Source organism: Microcoleus sp. AT8-B5 (assembly GCF_036705565.1).
GTDB lineage: Bacteria > Cyanobacteriota > Cyanobacteriia > Cyanobacteriales > Microcoleaceae > Microcoleus.
The window spans coordinates 146,099-165,048 of sequence record NZ_JAUBUY010000008.1; the positions used below are offsets into that span (position 1 = coordinate 146,099).

The 18,950-nt window shown below is 44.7% G+C and carries 19 protein-coding genes and 2 pseudogenes; 10 read left to right on the forward strand and 11 right to left on the reverse strand.

Going from position 1 to position 18,950, the window contains the following annotated elements; translation table 11 throughout:
• Positions 1 to 184: 184 nt before the first annotated feature.
• The 3 genes and pseudogenes from QUB39_RS08255 to QUB39_RS08265 all read right to left on the reverse strand — a co-directional run.
• A complete protein-coding gene (locus QUB39_RS08255) occupies positions 185 to 619 on the reverse strand; it encodes a hypothetical protein (RefSeq protein ID WP_333055923.1) in 435 nt (144 codons plus the stop codon).
• The gene (locus tag QUB39_RS08260; protein WP_333208110.1) at positions 600 to 1,076 is read right to left on the reverse strand and encodes a type II toxin-antitoxin system antitoxin SocA domain-containing protein; all 477 of its coding nucleotides are present in this window, start codon (positions 1,074 to 1,076) and stop codon (positions 600 to 602) included. Before QUB39_RS08260 ends, QUB39_RS08255 begins: the two co-directional genes overlap by 20 nt.
• A 276-nt stretch (positions 1,077 to 1,352) precedes the next feature.
• A pseudogene (locus QUB39_RS08265) lies at positions 1,353 to 1,499 on the reverse strand (ATPase); the annotation flags it as partial.
• 61 nt (positions 1,500 to 1,560) lie between these two features.
• Here QUB39_RS08265 and QUB39_RS08270 point away from each other — a divergent pair.
• Together QUB39_RS08270 and QUB39_RS08275 are read left to right on the forward strand one after the other, a co-directional pair.
• Positions 1,561 to 1,941, forward strand: a complete 381-nt coding sequence (locus QUB39_RS08270) for a hypothetical protein (protein WP_333208111.1) — start codon at positions 1,561 to 1,563, stop codon at positions 1,939 to 1,941.
• Positions 1,938 to 2,264, forward strand: a complete 327-nt coding sequence (locus QUB39_RS08275; protein WP_333208113.1) for a hypothetical protein — start codon at positions 1,938 to 1,940, stop codon at positions 2,262 to 2,264. Before QUB39_RS08270 ends, QUB39_RS08275 begins: the two co-directional genes overlap by 4 nt.
• Before the next feature lie 5 nt (positions 2,265 to 2,269).
• Here QUB39_RS08275 and QUB39_RS08280 read toward each other — a convergent pair whose 3' ends face one another.
• Positions 2,270 to 3,679: an ATP-binding protein gene (locus QUB39_RS08280; protein ID WP_333208115.1), complete on the reverse strand. Its 1,410-nt coding sequence runs from the start codon at positions 3,677 to 3,679 to the stop codon at positions 2,270 to 2,272.
• 277 nt (positions 3,680 to 3,956) lie between these two features.
• Between QUB39_RS08280 and QUB39_RS08285 the strand changes: the two genes are divergently transcribed.
• The 4 genes and pseudogenes from QUB39_RS08285 to QUB39_RS08300 form a co-directional block, all read left to right on the forward strand.
• Positions 3,957 to 5,615, forward strand: coding sequence for an HsdM family class I SAM-dependent methyltransferase (locus tag QUB39_RS08285; RefSeq protein WP_194011528.1), 1,659 nt, complete (start codon positions 3,957 to 3,959; stop codon positions 5,613 to 5,615).
• Positions 5,612 to 6,298 (forward strand): hypothetical protein, encoded by a 687-nt coding sequence (locus tag QUB39_RS08290; RefSeq protein WP_194011529.1) that lies wholly within the window; start codon positions 5,612 to 5,614, stop codon positions 6,296 to 6,298. Before QUB39_RS08285 ends, QUB39_RS08290 begins: the two co-directional genes overlap by 4 nt.
• A gap of 79 nt (positions 6,299 to 6,377) precedes the next feature.
• Positions 6,378 to 6,665 (forward strand): hypothetical protein, encoded by a 288-nt coding sequence (locus QUB39_RS08295; RefSeq protein ID WP_228042137.1) that lies wholly within the window; start codon positions 6,378 to 6,380, stop codon positions 6,663 to 6,665.
• Positions 6,666 to 6,734: 69 nt separating this feature from the next.
• A pseudogene (locus QUB39_RS08300) lies at positions 6,735 to 7,124 on the forward strand (type II toxin-antitoxin system VapC family toxin); the annotation flags it as partial.
• 121 nt (positions 7,125 to 7,245) lie between these two features.
• On the opposite strand, the gene QUB39_RS08305 reads toward QUB39_RS08300, so the two are convergent.
• Positions 7,246 to 7,614 carry a hypothetical protein gene (locus QUB39_RS08305; protein ID WP_333208117.1) on the reverse strand — a complete coding sequence of 123 codons (369 nt, stop codon included), beginning with the start codon at positions 7,612 to 7,614 and terminating at the stop codon, positions 7,246 to 7,248.
• 42 nt (positions 7,615 to 7,656) lie between these two features.
• Positions 7,657 to 8,247: a papain fold toxin domain-containing protein gene (locus QUB39_RS08310; RefSeq protein ID WP_333208119.1), complete on the reverse strand. Its 591-nt coding sequence runs from the start codon at positions 8,245 to 8,247 to the stop codon at positions 7,657 to 7,659.
• Positions 8,248 to 8,273: 26 nt separating this feature from the next.
• On the opposite strand from QUB39_RS08310, the gene QUB39_RS08315 reads away from it, so the two are divergent.
• The 3 genes from QUB39_RS08315 to QUB39_RS08325 all read left to right on the forward strand — a co-directional run bounded on the left by QUB39_RS08315 (position 8,274) and on the right by QUB39_RS08325 (position 9,134).
• Complete coding sequence (locus QUB39_RS08315; RefSeq protein ID WP_194011533.1) at positions 8,274 to 8,540, forward strand: prevent-host-death family protein; 267 nt, start codon at positions 8,274 to 8,276, stop codon at positions 8,538 to 8,540.
• 122 nt (positions 8,541 to 8,662) lie between these two features.
• Positions 8,663 to 8,938, forward strand: a complete 276-nt coding sequence (locus QUB39_RS08320; protein WP_333055915.1) for a BrnT family toxin — start codon at positions 8,663 to 8,665, stop codon at positions 8,936 to 8,938.
• Complete coding sequence (locus tag QUB39_RS08325; protein WP_106147613.1) at positions 8,922 to 9,134, forward strand: hypothetical protein; 213 nt, start codon at positions 8,922 to 8,924, stop codon at positions 9,132 to 9,134. The genes QUB39_RS08320 and QUB39_RS08325 overlap by 17 nt, the downstream gene beginning before the upstream one ends.
• 237 nt (positions 9,135 to 9,371) lie before the next feature.
• On the opposite strand, the gene QUB39_RS08330 is transcribed toward QUB39_RS08325, so the two are convergent.
• The 5 genes from QUB39_RS08330 to QUB39_RS08350 form a co-directional block, all read right to left on the reverse strand.
• Positions 9,372 to 9,665: a TIGR03792 family protein gene (locus QUB39_RS08330; protein ID WP_333055914.1), complete on the reverse strand. Its 294-nt coding sequence runs from the start codon at positions 9,663 to 9,665 to the stop codon at positions 9,372 to 9,374.
• A 26-nt stretch (positions 9,666 to 9,691) separates the two neighbouring features.
• Positions 9,692 to 11,902, reverse strand: coding sequence for a PAS domain S-box protein (locus tag QUB39_RS08335; RefSeq protein WP_333055913.1), 2,211 nt, complete (start codon positions 11,900 to 11,902; stop codon positions 9,692 to 9,694).
• A gap of 326 nt (positions 11,903 to 12,228) precedes the next feature.
• The gene (locus QUB39_RS08340; RefSeq protein ID WP_333208121.1) at positions 12,229 to 13,437 is read right to left on the reverse strand and encodes an AAA family ATPase; all 1,209 of its coding nucleotides are present in this window, start codon (positions 13,435 to 13,437) and stop codon (positions 12,229 to 12,231) included.
• A 71-nt stretch (positions 13,438 to 13,508) separates the two neighbouring features.
• The gene (locus QUB39_RS08345) at positions 13,509 to 14,054 is read right to left on the reverse strand and encodes an RNA 2'-phosphotransferase (protein ID WP_333208122.1); all 546 of its coding nucleotides are present in this window, start codon (positions 14,052 to 14,054) and stop codon (positions 13,509 to 13,511) included.
• 321 nt (positions 14,055 to 14,375) lie between these two features.
• Positions 14,376 to 14,954 carry a class I SAM-dependent methyltransferase gene (locus QUB39_RS08350; protein ID WP_333485044.1) on the reverse strand — a complete coding sequence of 193 codons (579 nt, stop codon included), beginning with the start codon at positions 14,952 to 14,954 and terminating at the stop codon, positions 14,376 to 14,378.
• Positions 14,955 to 15,719: 765 nt separating this feature from the next.
• Between QUB39_RS08350 and QUB39_RS08355 the strand changes: the two genes are divergently transcribed.
• Positions 15,720 to 18,590 (forward strand): diguanylate cyclase, encoded by a 2,871-nt coding sequence (locus QUB39_RS08355; RefSeq protein WP_333055909.1) that lies wholly within the window; start codon positions 15,720 to 15,722, stop codon positions 18,588 to 18,590.
• The last annotated feature ends 360 nt before the right edge of the window (positions 18,591 to 18,950 follow it).

The window sequence follows — 18,950 nt, forward strand, 5'->3', positions numbered from 1 at the left end:
AACCGGGTTTTTTGCGAGAATATTTGGTCGCAGCCACAGATTCCCTGAAAAACCCGGTTTCTTTGGCTTTGATGCGTAAGTCCTGAAAATGACTGATGAGTAACGTTCTTTTTTTAGATTTCCAATTTCGCCGAAGTTGTCGGGAATGTGGAATATTGTGTTTTTTTCAAAATTTATCATAATTTCAACTGTAAAGATTGTGGTCTGGGTCTAGCCAGACAATATAAAAAACATTTTCACTAAAAAAGCCATGCACCCTGCCGTATTCATTAGCAGATATTTGAAACTGGTAGGGAACATTTACTAGCTCGTCTTCATTGGGAATGCCAAAGCCATTAGGTTGAGTAGTATTTTTCCAAACTATGCCATGACAGCGCAGACTTTTACTCTGATTATTGATAATTTCTTGAGCATTCAATTGTGACAAATCGCGCAGCCTTCTCAATAGAGATGCTAGATACTTAGCATCTCTACCGCCAATGGAAAACTTATCTTTATCATCCTGATAATACCGGAAAGAAAAACTAATTCCTTCCGGTATTTTTACATCCAGACGATTGATGCTAGATAAAGATGGCTGGCGGCGTATATCTGCTTTTTTAATTTTCTTCGATGACACGGGTTTTGTAAAAATCTCTCATTAATTCCTTGGTAATAATAGCACGAGAAGGTTCATCTTTTGGCAAATTCCCTCTAGCCTTAATCCAAGGGTCTTCACGGCGCACCATCAATTCTAACTCATAGGCATCGCAAAAGAAATACTCGTCGGATAACTCGTCTAAAAACTCTTGTACTTCTTTGGGAAACTCTGGTTTTTCGACTTCTTTCAGAATTGGCTTCCAGTCAAATTGTTCTTTGTATTCATAAAATAAAGCCGGGATAGTCGGCCCGTGCACCCAAGCTTCAAAATCTTCATCAAAAAGCGGTGTATCCTCAAAGGCTAAATACCATGCTTGGGCGTAGTACAATAGTTTTTGTAGCTTGTGGTTGCTGAGATAGGAGCCTACATCATTCGCGAACCAGAGGTAGTAATCAGCGAGTTTTGAGGCTGTTGTGACTGTAGTTATTGTGGTCATATAACTCGACTCAATAAGTTTTGTATTCTATGATAGCACAGTCACCACTCTTTATGATGGGGCGGTTGAAACCGCTTCTTGTCAAACAAAGTCTGCCTCTGCAGACTAAGAAATAAAGGAGGTGTTTAAGCCGGATTGGGTATAACTGAAATCTTACCCTCTGTCAAAAATTTGTAGGGGCGGGTTCACCAACAATAATTGCCTAAAACGAACAATCTCGTAAACCCGCCCCCACCCACGAAAAAGCCCCTTATTGATATTGGTGCGACATCTCCGTTACAACCCTTTGATATATTGCTTCAGTACAGGTGGCAAAGTGTAAAGACTTTCCTGTTTTTCGCTCGCACAGCGCCGCGATAGAGATTGCAAGGCGTTTAGCAAATCTGATGATGATATTTGTCCGTTTTGTAGCAATTTTGCCATAATGCCCAATAGGTTATGATATATTTGTTTGCAGTTCAGTTTTTCTCAGATAAGGTTAAAGTTGATTTTTGATGAAGGTAGGCAATTAGAGATTGTGCAGGCAATTGAGCGGGTGAGAGACGGAATTTTCTGGAAACCAGGAAAAGCAATGTCTCATTTACTCAAAAGGATTAATTTAGGTCATTTAGGGCCGGATGCGATCCTTGAAGAATATAATGGAGTTATCAGTTTTATTGTGAGGGATGCTGATGCTAAAGTTTATGTGTATGTCTACGGAGAAACGTTTTATCCGACAGTTACCAGCAGTGTAAACAACACAATATGGCTGGTAATGATGGGCTTGGATGGAGTTTTAGAAACGGCTTTTCCTCCAAAGGAACCGGAAAGCTATCTGGCTAATTCAATGTTTATTTATGTAGGTTTAGTTAAGGATTTGTTATGAATACTTTGGTAAAAAACTATTGTGTAATGGTTGAATTTCCTGATGTGAGTGGGGCTGAACATTTAGAAATGTTGCAACTTAGAGATGAGTTGGCAAAAGTTGAATCTCAACTGAGTGAGGAAGAGAAAGGTTTATTAGCAAATGCCGATCGACGGTTAGTTGAACAAGCAAGGGAGTTTTATGAGGAGTTGTCGAGATTTGTGGATTTAATGCAGAAGCGCAAATTTGAGGAGATTACACCTCAGCGTTGGTGGTGGTATTTGGATGTTTTGGCATTGTTGCCGAATTTGAGGAAACAAGAGTTGACAAGCGGTGTTGTTTGAAATGTTTATTCACTGTCGATGTTTGTTAAGTGCGATCGTCGAGTTTTGATATACTGCTTCAGTACAGTTGACAAAGTGTAAAGACTTGCTTCTTTTTCGAGCAAGCAGCGCCGCGATAGAGATTGCAATGCGTTTAGCAAATCGGATGATGATATTTGTGCATTTTGTAGCAATTTAGCGAAGTTGACTGGCTGGTTTTCTGTCGCCAACAATGACATAACTTGTTTTTCTAGTTCGGAAGTGCGATCGTACTGCTGCTGTAAAACATCTTTCAAATCTTCTGGTAACAATATGGTATCATCTATTAATAACTCTGTCGCGCCGATTCCCAACTCTTGAATCAAAGTCGCCACGCTTTTTAACCATAACGGATTGCCTTGGTAGCGGTGAATGAGTGCTTCGCAGTTATCAATTTCTGTTAATCCTTTATCTCTGAGGATTTCCCGTGCGGCTGCGGTGTCTAAACCAGTGAGTTGTAAGGTATGAATGGGAGTATTTTCGCTGGTGAGTTGAGGAACTTCTTTCGGCGGTTCCCAACCGACTAGCAGAAAGCAACTTTGATGGGATAATTTTTCTATTTGTTTGAATAGGGAGCGATATTCTTCGTATTTTGGTTTATATTTTCCTGCCAATTCGCCACTACAGAAAAGGTTGTGAATGTCATCTAAGACTATTAAACAGCGATGGTTTTGTAAATATTTAATCAGCGGTAAGGGTTTCTGGTTTGTTGCGGATGAATCAGGGTTTTCTGACTGGGAAAAAAGCTGTGTTAGGTTGGATTGCAATTTATCTATGGTGGGGAATTCGTCTAGTGTGTACCAAACTGCGTACTCAAACTCGTTTTTGATTTGTTGTACGAGTTGTACTGCTAGGGATGTTTTGCCGATGCCGCTGATACCGGTGAGGGTGATGAGGCGGCAGTTTTGTTGTAGAATCCAGGTTGTGAGGGTTTGGAGTTCGTGGGTGCGATCGTAGAAATTACCCAACTCCGGCATCTCGCTTAAATCTTGATGTAAAGTTTTGGTTGGTTTTGCGTTAGCTGTTTCCTGATTTGGTGGGTGTGAGTTTGGTATATCTGGCGGGTGTCTACCTTCTCCACAAAAACTAATATTCCTAATTTGCACAGAGTCTTGTGCAACATTTGATGAGAATAAGGAGAATTGCAATCTCTCTATTGCCGATCGGAAATTCTTTTTATTAACATCTTCTCCCAACTCTTCTGAAAGTATCGGCCATAACTTTGAGCCAACATCCCTCACATAACTTTCGTTACAGTGAATATCATCGGCAATTTTGGTGTATTTTTCACCTTGCATGGTACCTCGCAGAATTGCCTCTTGTAAGTTATCGAGGTGCTGACCGGTTTTGGCAAACACCATCTCGTCAGCCATTTTTAACACTTCCTTAAGATTCATGCAGTATGGTGGATGTTGTGATTTTCCGTATTATACCTAACATTTTCCAACATTTTCTGGCATTTACAAACATTTTTTACATAAGGCGAGTTGGAGTAGCCAACAAAATTGCCAACAAAATCCAGCATTTTTGGCTAGACAAAGCTTTGATTGCCAAGGAAAATAGGAGAAGTATTAAAGCGTAAATTGAGATATTTAACGCTTGCAGTTTTATACCTTGTAACAGTGTGTTAGAGCGCAGTTGCGTTCTCATTAATAGTTAGCTTGTTAACAGTGCATGGCTCCAAAACAAAATCGAAGATCGGAAAATCGTTGTCGTTATTATGTTCGGCGTGAAGCTGAACGTCGTGGTTGGGATCTGCGTCACGTTAGTAGCGGAGGAGATGTTTTAGAGGAGCAAGAAATTGAGGCTTATTTCCATAATATTGGTCTTCAAGGCGAACGCCCGGACTTTCTTTTCTGTTTGGTAAGTGATCCCACGATTATTGTCGAGGCAAAAAACGAAGCAGGTAAACTAAAACAAGCACAAAAGGAAGCAGAGGATTACGCTGAAAAAATCAATGCAACAGGTAAATACAGTATCAAAGTAGCGGTTGGTGCTGCGGGAGAAGAAGATAAAGGGTTTGAGATCAGTGTTTCTTTTTTGACTCATCAGGGATGGATTTCTCTCACTTCACATGGCTTCGCCCTAACTACTTTTCCAACCAAAGCAGAAATTGAAATTGCGCTGAAAACCGATAATGGCTCAACAAAAGTTAGTGTACCATCACAAGCTGAGTTTGTTGATGCCGCAATTGAAACAAGTCGTATTCTACGCACTGCGAAAATAGAAGCTCCACTTCGTCCTAAAGTGATTGGTGCTTTAGTTTTGGCTATGTACCAGGGACAAATTGATACAACTCCTACTAATGCGTTATCCTCAGTTAATACACTAGCTGAAAGTGCTATTAATGGCGCCCACAAATTACCAGATAAAAATAAACAACGACTCAAAGATGCTCTTCGTTTATCCGGGGCAGATTTTAATCGCCTTTCTCCTTATATTGGTCGAGTAGTCAATACACTAAAACGCCTCAATGTTCGCTCAGTCATACAAACGGATGCTGATTTTTTGGGAATGTTCTATGAAGCATTTTTGCGTTATGGCTATGATAACAATGCCCTGGGAATTGTTTTCACACCACGACATATTACGCGGATGTGTGCCGAATTAGTTGGAGTTAGTGTACGAGATCGGATTATTGATATTGCTGCGGGTACAGGCGGTTTTCTCGTTGCTGCATTTGATGCCATGATGCAACAAGCTCGTAGTGCTGCTGAAATTGAGAAGGTCAAAGATTCAATTATTGGTTTTGATACTAATCCGACTGTTTGGGCGCTTTCGATGCTCAATATGTTCTTTCGAGGAGATGGTAAAAGTCATATTTATAACGAAAGCTGCTTTGACGAAAATATATTCTCGATTGTAAATCGTAGATGCACTAGAGCGTTTCTAAACCCGCCGTTTTCCCAAGACGAGGAGCCGGAGTATCTATTTGTTGACCGAGCAATGGATGCACTAGAACCAGGTGGATTATTGACTGTAGTTGTATATGCTGGAATTTTCGCCGATATGGATCACAACGCATGGCGACAACGTTTTCTACTCAAACATAAACTCCTCGCCATGATTAGCCTTCCTGAAGACTTATTTTACCCGACTGCTGCACCAACCTCGATCATGGTTGCTGAAGCTCATGTACCTCTTGCCTCAACTGACAAAATATTCATGGCGCGAATTTGGAATGATGGATATGAAAAGCTTAAGGGTAAGCGTGTGGAACGAGCAGGCAATCAGATTGATGAGATTGTCAACCAATTTCATGTTTTTATGAAAGGTCAAACGGTGATTTCTGAATTAGTCACAGTCGTAGAAGGATGTGACATTCTCCCATGAGCAATATCGAGTGGAGTCCACAACAATGGCTACCTCAACCTAAACTCTCAGAACGCGAATTTGAACGTTTACGAAGTGAAGCTATGCGCGGCATCTTTGAAGCGGTGACTTTGATGCCAGACTTGGCTGATGTTGTTCTTGAAGATTTTGGGGTTGCAGATGAAGAGGATGACGGTAATGAATTACCTTATGGAACTCATGGAACACTTTCCAAATACTTCGACATTAAGAATGGACGCTCGATAGGTGAAAAAAATTACATTGAAGGCGCGATTCCCTATATAAGTAGTGGTGACTCGACCAACAGCATTATCAGCTTGATTGATCCTGTTCCAGAGGAGGTGTTTGAGCAAGGCGGCATCACGATTACTGCTTTTGGCAAAGCAGCGTTACAGCCCTGGTCATTTATGGCAAGGGGCAACGGTGGCAGTTCAGTTCGGGTTTTGTTGCCCAAGTACAAGATGAGCCTCAACGATTTGCTCTGGTTTGTGGTGCAGATTAACAGGCAAAGATGGCGTTTTTTCTATGCTCGGATGGCAATTAAGGGGCGTATCGCCAATCTAGAAGTCAGTGCTCCTCCCAAAGCTTTAGTAGACACTGGAAAAACCTTGTTTGAGCGAGTTAGAGTCTTTCGTGAACAGCTTGAAGACCTTGTACACCTCAAGACCAAGCTTCCAGTTTAGATCAACGTGGAAGTGCGATCGCCCGATAGCGCATCAAGACCGATCGCCCTTTCTTGTTTCTGATGACCGATCGCCTAAAATGAAAGAGCGATCGCCCATAAGTCAAGAACCCCCGCACACCATTATGACCATCAAAGAACAACTCCTCCAAGCAATCGAAGCTTTGCCCAGCACAAGGCTTGCTGAAGCCCTCACCTTCGTGACATCTCTCTCCACCAAACCTTCGATTGCATCTGCTAAATCCTTCCTCGCTCACCTCAAGACAATCGGCACTTGGTCAGGTGACGACTTCCAAGAATGTCTAGAAGCCGTCCAAAACTCACGCGGCGAAACCGAATTTGACTACAGCCCCAATCCCTTTGAATAATGTTTCTTCAAGGGCACCAACCATTGTAGCTATGCCCTACTAGGCAACACTCAATTACTCGATCGCCTTGCCAACCTTGGGGATGAGTCGATCGCCACCTGCACCATCGTCAAGGGTGAACTGATTGACATGGCGGCGCGATCGCAACAACGAGAGGTAAATCTTGCCCTAGTTCAACGCTTCCTGCTTGGGCTATACATCTACCCCATCGACGAAACCACCGCCGAAATTTACGGCAATCTTAAAGCGGCAGTTTTCGATCGCTACGCCCCAAAAGACAAAGCCCAACGCCGTAGAACCAACATGACTCAATTGGGCATCGGCGAAAATGACCTGTGGATTGCCGCCGTTGCAATCCAGCATCAACTCACCCTAGTGACGGCCGATCGAGACTTCCAACGGATTCAAGCAGTTCAGCCATTTGAGTTGGAATCCTGGATCTTAACATCGCCAGAGTAAGGAGGAAGGATCTCGCCCCACAAAAACTCATATCGATCGCCCTTTCTTGTTTCTGATGACCGATCGCCTAAAATAAAAGAGCGATCGCCCCATAACAAATAAAGTGCGATCGCCCTTTCTATCAACTCCTAAGAACTTGCGCTTTTTCCTCTATATCTAATCCGCCTTCGCTTAAAGTATCAGCCGAAGCATGACGATCCATAAACTCACATAACAGCTCAAAAAACTTATCAAGTGCTTTGCTTTCATCCTCAGAATAAAACAGAATGACGTTAGCCCAAGATTGGCTAGTCTGCACGTTGAATCTTTTTCGTATCCATTCAGGAAACTGCATAAAATCGCTATCTTGTTTCGTTGGCTGTTCTCCTAACTCATATTTAGCAACGCTGTAACCCGATAAAAAAGCCTGAAGACAAATAATTGAATGTCGTCCCAAGTACATTGAAGGAGCTTTCTTTATTTTCTCAATCAGGGTATATAAATCGTGCATTTTTTACCTCAATATTTTTAAAATAACTGCAAATTTTGCAGTTCAAAACTCCTCTTCTATAATCTTAAAGCTTCCCATGCCCAGTTCCAGAGTAGGAGATGTTAAATTTTGTAGCCATTCCTGCCGATTCACGCCACTACAATCTATATTATCAAACACAATTTCCTGTTCGTCGATTGTAATTGATATCCCTTGATGGTAGCCATTAGTAGCAATTTGCTGCTGTCGTCGTAAATCATAAATCACTGACCAAGGTAGGTCTTGCCTTTCTAAATCCAGTTTAATCTGCTTACCATTTAGGTTTCTGATGGTCAAGAACTCTTTGATAGCCTGACTGCATTCAACACATTGAAAGACCCCATAGCGACTGGCAATTTTAGCGATATCTTCTCGAATTTCATCTAAACTACTCGGATCTAAACTCAAAGTGTAAAGTTTACCTCCTATATTTAGGTACAAGTATATCTCAAAATCATTGCCATTGATCGGGCAGATTGCGTAGCGTGCGATCGCGCTCTTGCAAGGCTTGTCCAAGGGATCGCGAGATCCCTTCACACCAAATACCCAACACTGCGATGATTCTACCAAGTGCGATCGCCCATCAAAACTCATAGCGATCGCCGTTACAATCAAAGTATCAATCCTCGTGAGATGCCGCGATGACCATCAAAGAACTCCTCATCCAAGAAATAGATAGCACCCCTGACGAACTGCTTGCGGATCTTCTCAGTTTGGTACGATCGCTAAAATCCACTCCAAACCCCCAACTTAATACCTACGAACAACTGCTAGAACGAATCGACTACCTCGAAGCTATCATCGGCATTCGCAAAGGACTCGAAAGCTTCGATCGAGGTGAAGGAATCCCAGTCGAGAAAGCCATGACAGCGCTACAGCAGCAGTTCAACATTCCTCAGAGTCTATGAGTTCCTAGAAGTCAGTCACATTGACATTTTTGATTTTCGCCATTTTGCCCTAAATAGTAAAATAGAGCAGTAACCTAGGCAATTGCCAACCTCCCTCTTCTGCTTGAGAGTACAATAGATCTATGAAGTTTCAGTGGGACTCAAACAAAGCGATTAGTAATGCCAAAAAGCATGGTGTGTCTTTTGAAGAAGCTGTCACTGTCTTCGGAGATCCACTGGCTATTACAATTTCTGACCCTAACCACTCTGTAGGTGAGTTCCGTCTTTTAACGATCGGTCAATCAAATTTACAGCGCCTTTTTGTTGTGTCCCATACAGAACGACAAGGTGAAGTGCGTTTAATCAGCGCCCGTTTAGCCACCCGACAAGAGAGAAAAAGCTATGAGTCAGGAACCTGAAGTAACAATTAATGACGAGATGAGACCTGAATACGATTTTTCAGGTGGTGTCCGTGGCAAATACTATGAAGCCTATATGAAATCAAGTAATGTTGTGATTCTCGATCCAGACGTAGCAGAAATATTTCGAGACTCAGCTTCTGTCAATGAAGCGTTGCGATTGCTGGCAAAAATTGCCAAGTCTGTCACTGTTTAGGTAGCGCATAGAGCACAACAAATCAGATCCGAAAGTTTCCAGGTTATCTGTGGTTGCATAGGTGGAAAGCAAGGGGTGGTGCGATCGCCCCTAACACCAGATACCAAACACTGCGATGATTGTACCCAGCTCGATCGCCCTTCACACCAAATACCAAATCGATGTCTGCGGTACAATCAAGGTAAAACGCATGATTAATCTTTCAAAAATTACCACGCTCAACTGACTGGTGACTAACTAATGTAAAAACTTGCGAACTTGATATTCGCGACTTTCGGCGATCGCAATGTGCAAATCGCCCATTTGGGCATCCAACTCATCTATTGTGCTTTGCGGAACCGACTTCCACTTCTCCCTAGTTTCCCAGCGAATCAACATCACCACCTCATTTTCCACCGGATCTACCCAAATTTCTTTGCCTAAAAAACCGTCCCAACTTTTTAGTCCCGCCGTCCAAACTTCCTGATCTCGTTGAATAAACTGCTCCCACTTTTCTTGAGGTACTTTAAATTTTAGCCACTCAATTACCATCTTATTTCCTATTTGTAAATAGCCAATTAATCGTTGCCGATCGCAATTTTAATTATCAACTCCGTTCCCTCTCCCGGACGCGAAACACAGTGCAACTTACCGCCGTGCTTTTCTACTACTAAATGCTGGGAGATTGCTAGACCCAAACCAGTGCTCGTGTCTGAACATTTAGTGGTAAACAAAGGGTCAAAGATGCAGTCGAGGACTTCTTCAGTCATGCCAGGGCCGTTGTCACTAATGGCGATCGTAACTTCGTTTTCCCCTACCACGGAAGTCCGAATCCGAATTTCGGGATTGAATATTTCAGATTTCGACTTGGCTGAAGCTAAGTAAGACTGATTTTGAATTTTACCATACTTTTCGGCATTTCTCCCCCCTTCTTCCAAAGCGTCGATCGCATTTGTCAACAAGTGCATGAACACTTGGTTTAAGTGTCCCGCATAGCAGTGAACTCGTGGCAAATCTCCGTACTCTTTAACTAGAGAAATTCCTGGCCGTCCCCCTTTAGCTTGCAGGCGATTTTGCAAAATCAGCACAGTGCTATCCAAACCTTCGTGGATATCAGCCGGCTTCATTTGGGCTTCGTCGGTACGCGAGAACAAGCGGAGCGATCGCACGACATCGCGAATCCTTTCCGAACCGACTTTCATGGAATTTAGCAGTTTTGGCAAGTCTTTTTTGATGAAGTCTAAGTCTAATTCTTCTATCAAATCTTGAATTTCCCGCACGGGATGGGGATAATACTTTTGGTAAAGCTCGATCGTTCGCAGCAGTTCTTGAATGTAGCCAGTGGCGTGGCTGACATTGCCAGAAATAAAACTAACTGGATTGTTAATTTCGTGGGCTATTCCTGCTACCAACTGCCCCAGAGATGACATCTTTTCTGTTTGAATCAGTTGAGTTTGAGTTTGCTGCAAAATTAACAGCGTCTGCTCTAATTTTGCCGCTTGTTGTCGCAGGCGTTCTTCGGATTCTTGCAAAGCTAAAAGAGACTGTTTGCTGTCTGTAATATCCAATCCCACAAATACCGCCGCCGTATTATTATGGTATTTTTGAGCCACTATTAGATAAGTTTTATTTTCTCCTCTGATGCTCGCTGTTACTTCTTGAGATGTTTTCTTTTTATGGTTTGCAAAGAAATCGTATACTAAATCGTTAAATTTGGGACTTGTCTCTAAAAAACCTACTTTTTGACCGAAAAATAGTTCGGCTGGCATTTTGTAAGCGCTAGCTAAATGTCGGTTTACTCCCAAATAACGCAAATCGGAACTTACCCAAGAAACTAATCCCGGCACCGCGTCCAAAACTGCTTGAAGTTGCTCTTTTGCCTCTACGAGCGCTGATTCTGCTGCGAGGCGGGCGGAAATGTCGCGGGCGATCGCGCAGCGGTATTCGCAGCCGCCGTATACTAAATAATTGACTTTAACTTCGACGGAAAAACTGGCGCCGTCTTTGGTTTTGTAACTGGTTTCAAAAGTGAGGTTGTTTTGTTGCTTGAGAAGAGCCCAGTGTTCTCGCCAATCCGATGCTGGCAACCGCGAATCGATGTCGCTAACCCTCATGTTTAGCAGTTCCGATTCCGAGTAGCCAAAAAGATGGCAAGCGGCTTTGTTCGCGTAGCAAATTTGACCGTCGGAGGTACTAAAAAAGATTGTATCAGCAGCATTTTCGAGGGCAATTTGAGTTAGTTGCGGTATTGTTTCTAACTGCTTACTTTTGACCTCGGACTGAAATTTATTATAGCAATTGGTTTGAGCGGAAGCCTCACCTACCTTAGATGCAAACAAAATCAAACCGCCGATCGCACCTTCGTTATTTTTCCAAGGTTGAAATACCCATCTTACCGGCTCGCTAACACAGCCGCTTGCGATTTTTCCTGATACAGATGCGATCGATCGCCCTGCCACAAACTCGCTGTATTCCAAAACTCCCCTCAAACAAGCCTGGGCATTTTGCTCCCAATATTCCGGGAGATTCGGGAACAGTTCCCAATGAGATCGGCCGATGGCCTCGCCGTCGCCCAACCCGCAATCTGTTTCCCAGCGACGAGAAACCGACAGATAGCGCATTTCACAATCTACCATTGCCACGGCCTCGGCGGAGCGCTCCACAAACCGCCGAAATCTGTCTTTACTCTCCGACACGGTTGCCTCTGCGGGTTGTTGGGCGATCGGGAAAGTCCCGTCAACGTACCTTCCCAGTCCCTGAATTTTTTGCTGAACTGGCTTAGTTTGCACGGTTTGGGATTTCCTCCATAGCTGTCAAGTTTGAAAAATTCTGTTTGAGACCAAAAATGCTGTTTTTCCCTGATTTGCTCTCTCGGACGATACCCTTAGAGGGTATCACCCATCATTGATATCATTTTTGATGGGGATATGTCTATAGGCATTAGTGTCAATTTAAGAGCAAATCTAGTGCCCGCCTGCTGTTTGACCATTAGGCATAGATCGCGTCGGCGCCGCCGGAATAGTCGGAGGGGACTGGAGTGCTCTGTTTTGTCCCCCGACTATGAGATCGTGTAGCCAGTGCGATCGCCAGATAGCTTGATAATCCAAGATAGCGCTCAAACAAATTTGTGCGTAAATTCACTGGTAAAATCCACTCTCCCTTTCCGTAACATTGCAGGATCTAATCTTTCCGTCGTGTTACAAGTCATCAAAACTACGAGTTTTTGCTGAAATTGAATGCCGTTTTCGTCGATAACGCTTTGATACAAAGTGCCATCCAGCAAACTCAAAATATGTTCGGTTTTGTTAGTGCGTTGTGCTTCTGCAGTCGATCGATCTTGAGCCAAATTATCAGCCTCATTGATAATAATACAAATCCGCTCCAAATAACTCGGTGGCACAAAATTTTCCACAGCATCGTGGTCTAAGATAAAAATCACATAACCCAGCGGCACTAAAATTTCCTTGGCTACCGCTTGCGTCCAAGCAGTTTTGCCTGTTCCCGGTTCGCCACTAACCAAAACAGCCAACTGATTTTGATCCAAAATTGCCTGCTGAACTGTATCAGTAAAACTTTGAACCTCCGCAGAAAACGTGCGAATTGGGAACTGGCTGTGAACCTGTCCGACGCGGCTTTTGTACCCGCCCAGAATCACCGCTAAATTATAAGTTGCCTTGCTAACTAGCGGCGCCATATCTTGGCAAATCAGAGTGTAACAGCGTCTTCCCCTGTCGTAGCTGTCAATTTGCAGCCAGCAGCCGAATCGATCCCAAGAAGCATAAACAGTACCCAAAACTTCCAAGCGTTCCCAGCTAACAAACCGCTCCGGGGGATAAGAAAAATGTCTCTCCATAAAAGACTGGGTAATTGCATCCGGTTTCCCTAGCAAATCCAGAACTTTGAAAACAGTAATTTCTTGGAGTTTGTTGAGAACGTAGTCGATGGGAATGCTAGCGCGGCTGACCAATTGCACCACAGGCGTTTCGGTAACTAAAACATCTTTGTAGCGGTAATCCGGGTAAACTGGCTGCGGAGTAATGTAATCCCAAAATTCATCAATTTCGTAGCGAGTATTTTCCGAAAATACATTTAAAATATTGGCCCACCAAGTATATTGGTGTCTTCCCATTGCGTCGGCAATATCGCTAGCTGCACCTAAAGTTTTTTGAGCTAGTTCTTGGGGGTCGCTAGACGCTAAATGTACCAGGTGTTGCCAATCAAATTGACGGTAAAAAGGTCGCCAACCAGAGCCTAGCAGACCTCTATTTTGAGAATTGTTTTGATGAAAATTGTTTTCGCGATCGCCCATATATTCCGCACTCATTTTGCCAAAGTCCTACTTACTCTTATTTTACATTTTTTGTGGCACACATTCTACAAAAAGAAGGAAAATTATCAAGTTATTTTGAGATAAGCTGGCGGCACAAAATCTACTAACCACACTTTGTTTTCCGAGCAGTAAAATGTATGACCGTCGCGTTGCATTGCTGCGGCATCTACAGTAAAGACGGCCGGGATGCCGTGTCTTGCACCTACTTGGCGCGCCGTCGGGATATTCACGGACAAATGAACATGATGCCGCGACATTTTCCTAATTCCTTGAGTGAGAATAGACTCGACGGCGGTGCTACCTGTTCCGTGATATAAAATATCCGGGGGAACCGCGGGTTCTAACTGCAAGTCAACCTCTACACTGTGTCCTTGGTTGGCACGAATTAGAGTGCCTGTGGAGTCAAATGAAAAGCGCTGCTTGTCGTTTTGCGCGACTACTTTTTTGAGTTCTGCAAGCTGAAGGGTAAAGTTATTTTTTTGGCACGCATCGAGGAGTTCGCTAACAGGAACCCAGCCACCGGGAGCGAGTTCAATGCCGATGCGCGAGGGCGCGTGACGCAGGTGTTTGCTGAGATATCTGCTGATTTTTACTAATCGAGAATCGTTCATAGTTTTACTTTATTTATTGAGCTTTTAAATCACCTTTTACAAAATCTCAATAGCGGGTTATCTTGTTGATGGGGTGCGGGTTTGTTGAATCTGTTTGCACTGCCAGAGGGCGCTTGAGTGAACCTGACTAAACAGGTTTCCGGAAAATGCTTCCCGGACGTAAAAAATGGTCTTACGCGCGAATTATAGCGGTAAGGTGCGGCCTTACGCACCTACATAATTAGGTTAGGCGACCGGGAACCAGAAACTGTTCTGGGTGCAATTTTCACGAGTTTTATCTTTTGATAATTATCCAAAACTCTGCATTTTGCCGAAGGCCTTCTACCTGGGGACAACTCCGCCAAAAACAGCAAAATTTAGATAGCGCCAGTGACATCCTGCGTCGGCAAAACCAGCTTCTGCAAGCCACTTTGTCTGCTCTTCCACAGAGGAGGGAATATCTTCTTCTCGATATTTTTGAAACCAGGCTGCATCGTCTTCTCCGTTAGCTTTCATGTACTGCCGCCACAACTGTTCGTATTGCTCAGTCAGCTTTGGGGTAGCACCTGTCGCAATATCTCGAATTAGCAAGATTCCCCCTGGATTCATGGAGTGGAAAAGTTTGTGAAATAGCTCTTGTTTACCTGCGCTGTCGAGGTGGTGGATTGCCAACCCAGAAACTACCACATCGTAACCGCTGCCGAAATCATCTTCGGCGAAATTTCCTTGCTGCAAGGTCAGCCGTTCTCCGAAAGCTGACAAGTTAGTTTGGCAAGTTTTCAGCATATTTTGGGCCATGTCAAAGGCTAGGACTTTTGCTTGAGGAAATGCTTGCAGAATCATAGCCGACAGTATGCCAGTTCCCGCGCCTAAATCCAGAACTTTTATGTTACCATTCGTTTCAGAAGGGATTAACTGCAATATTACATCGTGTTGCTCGCGATAGCGCGGAATGAGGCGAGGAATTAAGCCGTCAATCGATTTTAGATTTTAGATTTTAGATTTTAGAGGCGACCCCACGGATAAATGCGGGGGCAATAAGTGATTTTCGATTTTCGATTTGGGATTGATTCCACTGATAAATCACGTGGCGGGTACCACATGAAGAAATTCTTGGTCATAATCAAAGGCTGTTTGTTCAAATTGTTCGCGTACAGCGTCTAAATTCACAGACGATTTTCCTCAAATTGTTAATAGTTGAGTGCACCAAGGCAGTTTGCCGGTTGTCTTCTCTGAAAGCATATTACATTTGATAATACAAAAAATATACAGACCTGTCAAGATGTTGAAGAAAATAATTTAAAAGAAGTTAGGGACGATCGCCAGACAGGGACTTTGTGCGCCCAAACCCGCCCGTGATTTGGGAACTGTCTAGCCCTGCACATATATCTCCTTCAGTGCAGATGAGGCAGAATGCCACAGACGCGAAAGCCTGCCGAAGACCAGACTTTGTGCCAGATACTAGGAGTAATTGTGAGCAAAAAGTTGACGGTTATGATACCAGTTTTAAACAAGAATGCAACTGTCGGTGTGTGATCCACACCATAAAATTATCAGTGATTCCCCTTAGTAAAATATAAAAGATACCAGATAAAAAGGAATGAGCCTGCAGCCGACGATCGGCTAGACATGAAAAAATCAGTCCTCAGATTGACAAACTTTAGCCAACTATAAACAAAAATTAAGGTGACTCCCGAGTGGATGTGGTACCTGCCAATTTGTCAGGAAGATGAAGAGATACAAAATATTACACCCGCCGGTGCGGGAAAGAAAATTGTGATAATGAATCAGGATGCGAGTAGATTAGGTGTCAGCCGTCAGGGGAAAATAGAAGCAATGGAAATCCAACAACGGAGTAAGGATAAGCCCGATCGCCCGCAACAAAACGCGTCCGATCGGCTCGGTCAATTTTCTACGACAAAAGAACTAGATTGGTCGCTACAAGAATGTTTAGATTTTAAAAGAGCGATCGACCGATCGACACTGGCGCTGAGGACTGACGCGCGAGGAATTATCAACTATGTCAGCGATCGAGTTTGCTCAATCTCCAACTATTCGCAAGCCGAACTAATCGGCTGCCACTTCGGCATCCTCCATTCGGAATATAAATCTTCGGAAATAATCAAAAATCTGCTATTAACTGTTGCCAAAGGTGAAGTTTGGCAAGGAGACATTCAGAATAAAGCCAAGAATGGAAGTGATTATTGGGTGTACGCAGCAGTAGTTCCACTGTTGGACTGTAAGGGAAAACCCTGTCAGTATTTGGCGATCGGATTCGACATCACCGATCGCAAAGCCGTGGAAGCAGCCCAAGCCGAAGCCAACCGGGCAAAAGACGAATTTCTGGCGATCGCCTCCCACGAACTGCGATCGCCCCTGAGCGCGATTTTGGGATGGGCGCAGCTAGCTCGATCCCGCAATTTAAACGAAGCCACCACCACCCGCGCTTTGGAAATCATCGAGCGCAACGCCAAATTACAAAACAGGCAAATAGACAATCTCCTCGACCTCTCGCGGTTGCTGCGGGGGAAAGTGTGCCTGAACATCGGCGAAGTTCACCTCCCGTCGATCGTGGAATCTGCGATCGACACCCTCCGTCCCACCGCCGATGCTAAAAACCTCCGCGTAGAAAAACATTTCGACCCCGCCGTCAGCTACGTTTTGGCGGATGCAGAACGCTTGCAGCAAGTAGTCTGGAACCTCCTGGCCAACGCCATCAAATTCACCCCAGAATCCACACCATACCCAGTTCAAGTGCGGATCGAGCCTACTGAGTCGGGCGTGTTGATTCGGGTCAGCGACAGCGGTTGCGGCATCGACCCCAAATTTCTGCCGCACATCTTTGACTACTTCCGCCCTGCAGACAACTTCCAGAACAAGGAACAAAATCGGCTTGGGCTCGGACTCTCAATTGTGCGACAGTTGGTGGAACTGCACGGGGGAAGTGTTTGGGCTTCGAGTCCCGGTCTCGGTCAGGGGGCGACCTTTGATGTGCTGCTACCGGGCGCCAACAAAAATGCACCCGACGATCGCACTGCTGCGATCGCCCAAAGCGAAAGCAGACCCGGATCGGTTTCCAAACCCCTAGCGGGAAAGCAAGTCCTGGTGGTGGAAAGCAGCGCCGAAATCCGGCAATTTCTCAAAACTGGCCTCGAAGCATTTGGAGCCAAGGTAACAGCGGTGGGTAGCGCCGCCGAAGCGATGGCGGAGTTGCAACAGTCGCGCCCCGACGTGTTGGTGAGCGATATGACGGTATCGGGAGCCGACGGCTGCGATTTAATCCGCCGCATCAGAGCCATGGAAATGTCCGAGCACAGGGAACTACTGCCGGCCGTGGCGCTGACGGGAGGGATTGAGGAACAAGATTCGGCCGAAGCGCTGGAGGCGGGGTTTCAGAGGCATTTGTCGAAGCCGGTGGAAGCGAATCAGTTGGTGAGTGCGATCGCCCAATTGGCTGGACTGACTGGATTCGGATCTGGAGAGTGGGGTTCGGGAAATATCCGGGCGGCCACACCCCAGGCCACGCTGCCGGAACCTAACAGTTTTGACGACAAAAATTATCTAGAACAATTAACAAGTGACAGCAGAGAATTACCGCTGTTGCTGGTAGTAGAAGACAACAATTTTCTGCTGGCTTACCTCCAAACTTTATTAACTCCGTACTATCGAGTCGCTGTGGCGAGGGACGGGGTTGAAGGTTTAGAAAAAGCAAAAAGTTTGCAGCCAAATTTGATTGTGAGCGACCAAATCATGCCCCGACAAAACGGACTGGATTTGCTCAAGGAGATTCGGAACACGCCAGAATTGAAATCTACTCCGGTAATCTTTTTGACAGCGCGATCGGGGATGGACGCTCGGATCGAAAGTTTGGATGCGGGTGCTGACGATTACATTTCAAAGCCTTTTGACGAGAGGGAATTGCTGGCGAGGGTGAGAAATTTGTTGCGATCGCACTCAGCCGAACAGCAGTTGGCGGAGCTCAACCGTCAGTTGCAGCAGCAGAAACAGCAGTTAGAAACAGTGAATCGAGCCTTGCAGTATTTGGCCAATTACGACAGTTTGACTGAGGTAAGAAACCGCCACTCTTTTAATGAATACCTCGATACGGAATGGCGGCGTTTGGCGAGGGAAGAAGCACCGCTGTCATTAATTATGTGCGACATTGATTATTTCAAACTTTTCAACGACACTTATGGGCACCAAGCGGGGGATGAATGTTTGCGGCAAGTGGCGACGGTGATCCAGCATTCGGTAAAGCGAGCGGCAGATTTAGTAGCGCGTTACGGTGGAGAAGAATTTGTAGTAGTTTTGCCGAATACCGATATTGAAGGTGCCACTTCCGTAGCTGAAATGATCGCACAACAGGTGCGGGGTTTGCACATAGCTCACGATAAGTCTGCTGTCAGCGAATATGTAACGCTGAGTTTGGGTGTAGCTTGCTGCATTCCGGGGGCGAAATCGCAGCCGGGGGAGCTAATTGCAATGGCCGATGAGTCACTTTATCGGGCGAAAGAAGCAGGGCGCGATCGGGTTTCGGTTGCCACATTTCAAGGATAATATAATAGTTAAATCAACTTGTATGGTGCGTCAGAAATCTATCGTTTCGATTTAAATATCTTTTTTGGGATCGGACACACCATACCAATGTGCTGGCAAACTTTGGTGAATTCAAATTGCTATAAATATAGTTAAAGGAGGTCGTGCCATGACAGCAACCACCGCTTGCACGCCGAAGGAAAACCAGCGGTACAATTGGCCGACGGTGTTTCGATTTATGCCTATCACGGCGTGATTTTACCCGAATGGTAAGGTAGCCTGCACCCGCACCAGTCGCAGTCTAAGGAATGAGAATTAAATAACTTCCACAAGATTGTGGGATGGGCGTCCCGCCCGTCCACTCATGACGGGCGGGACGCC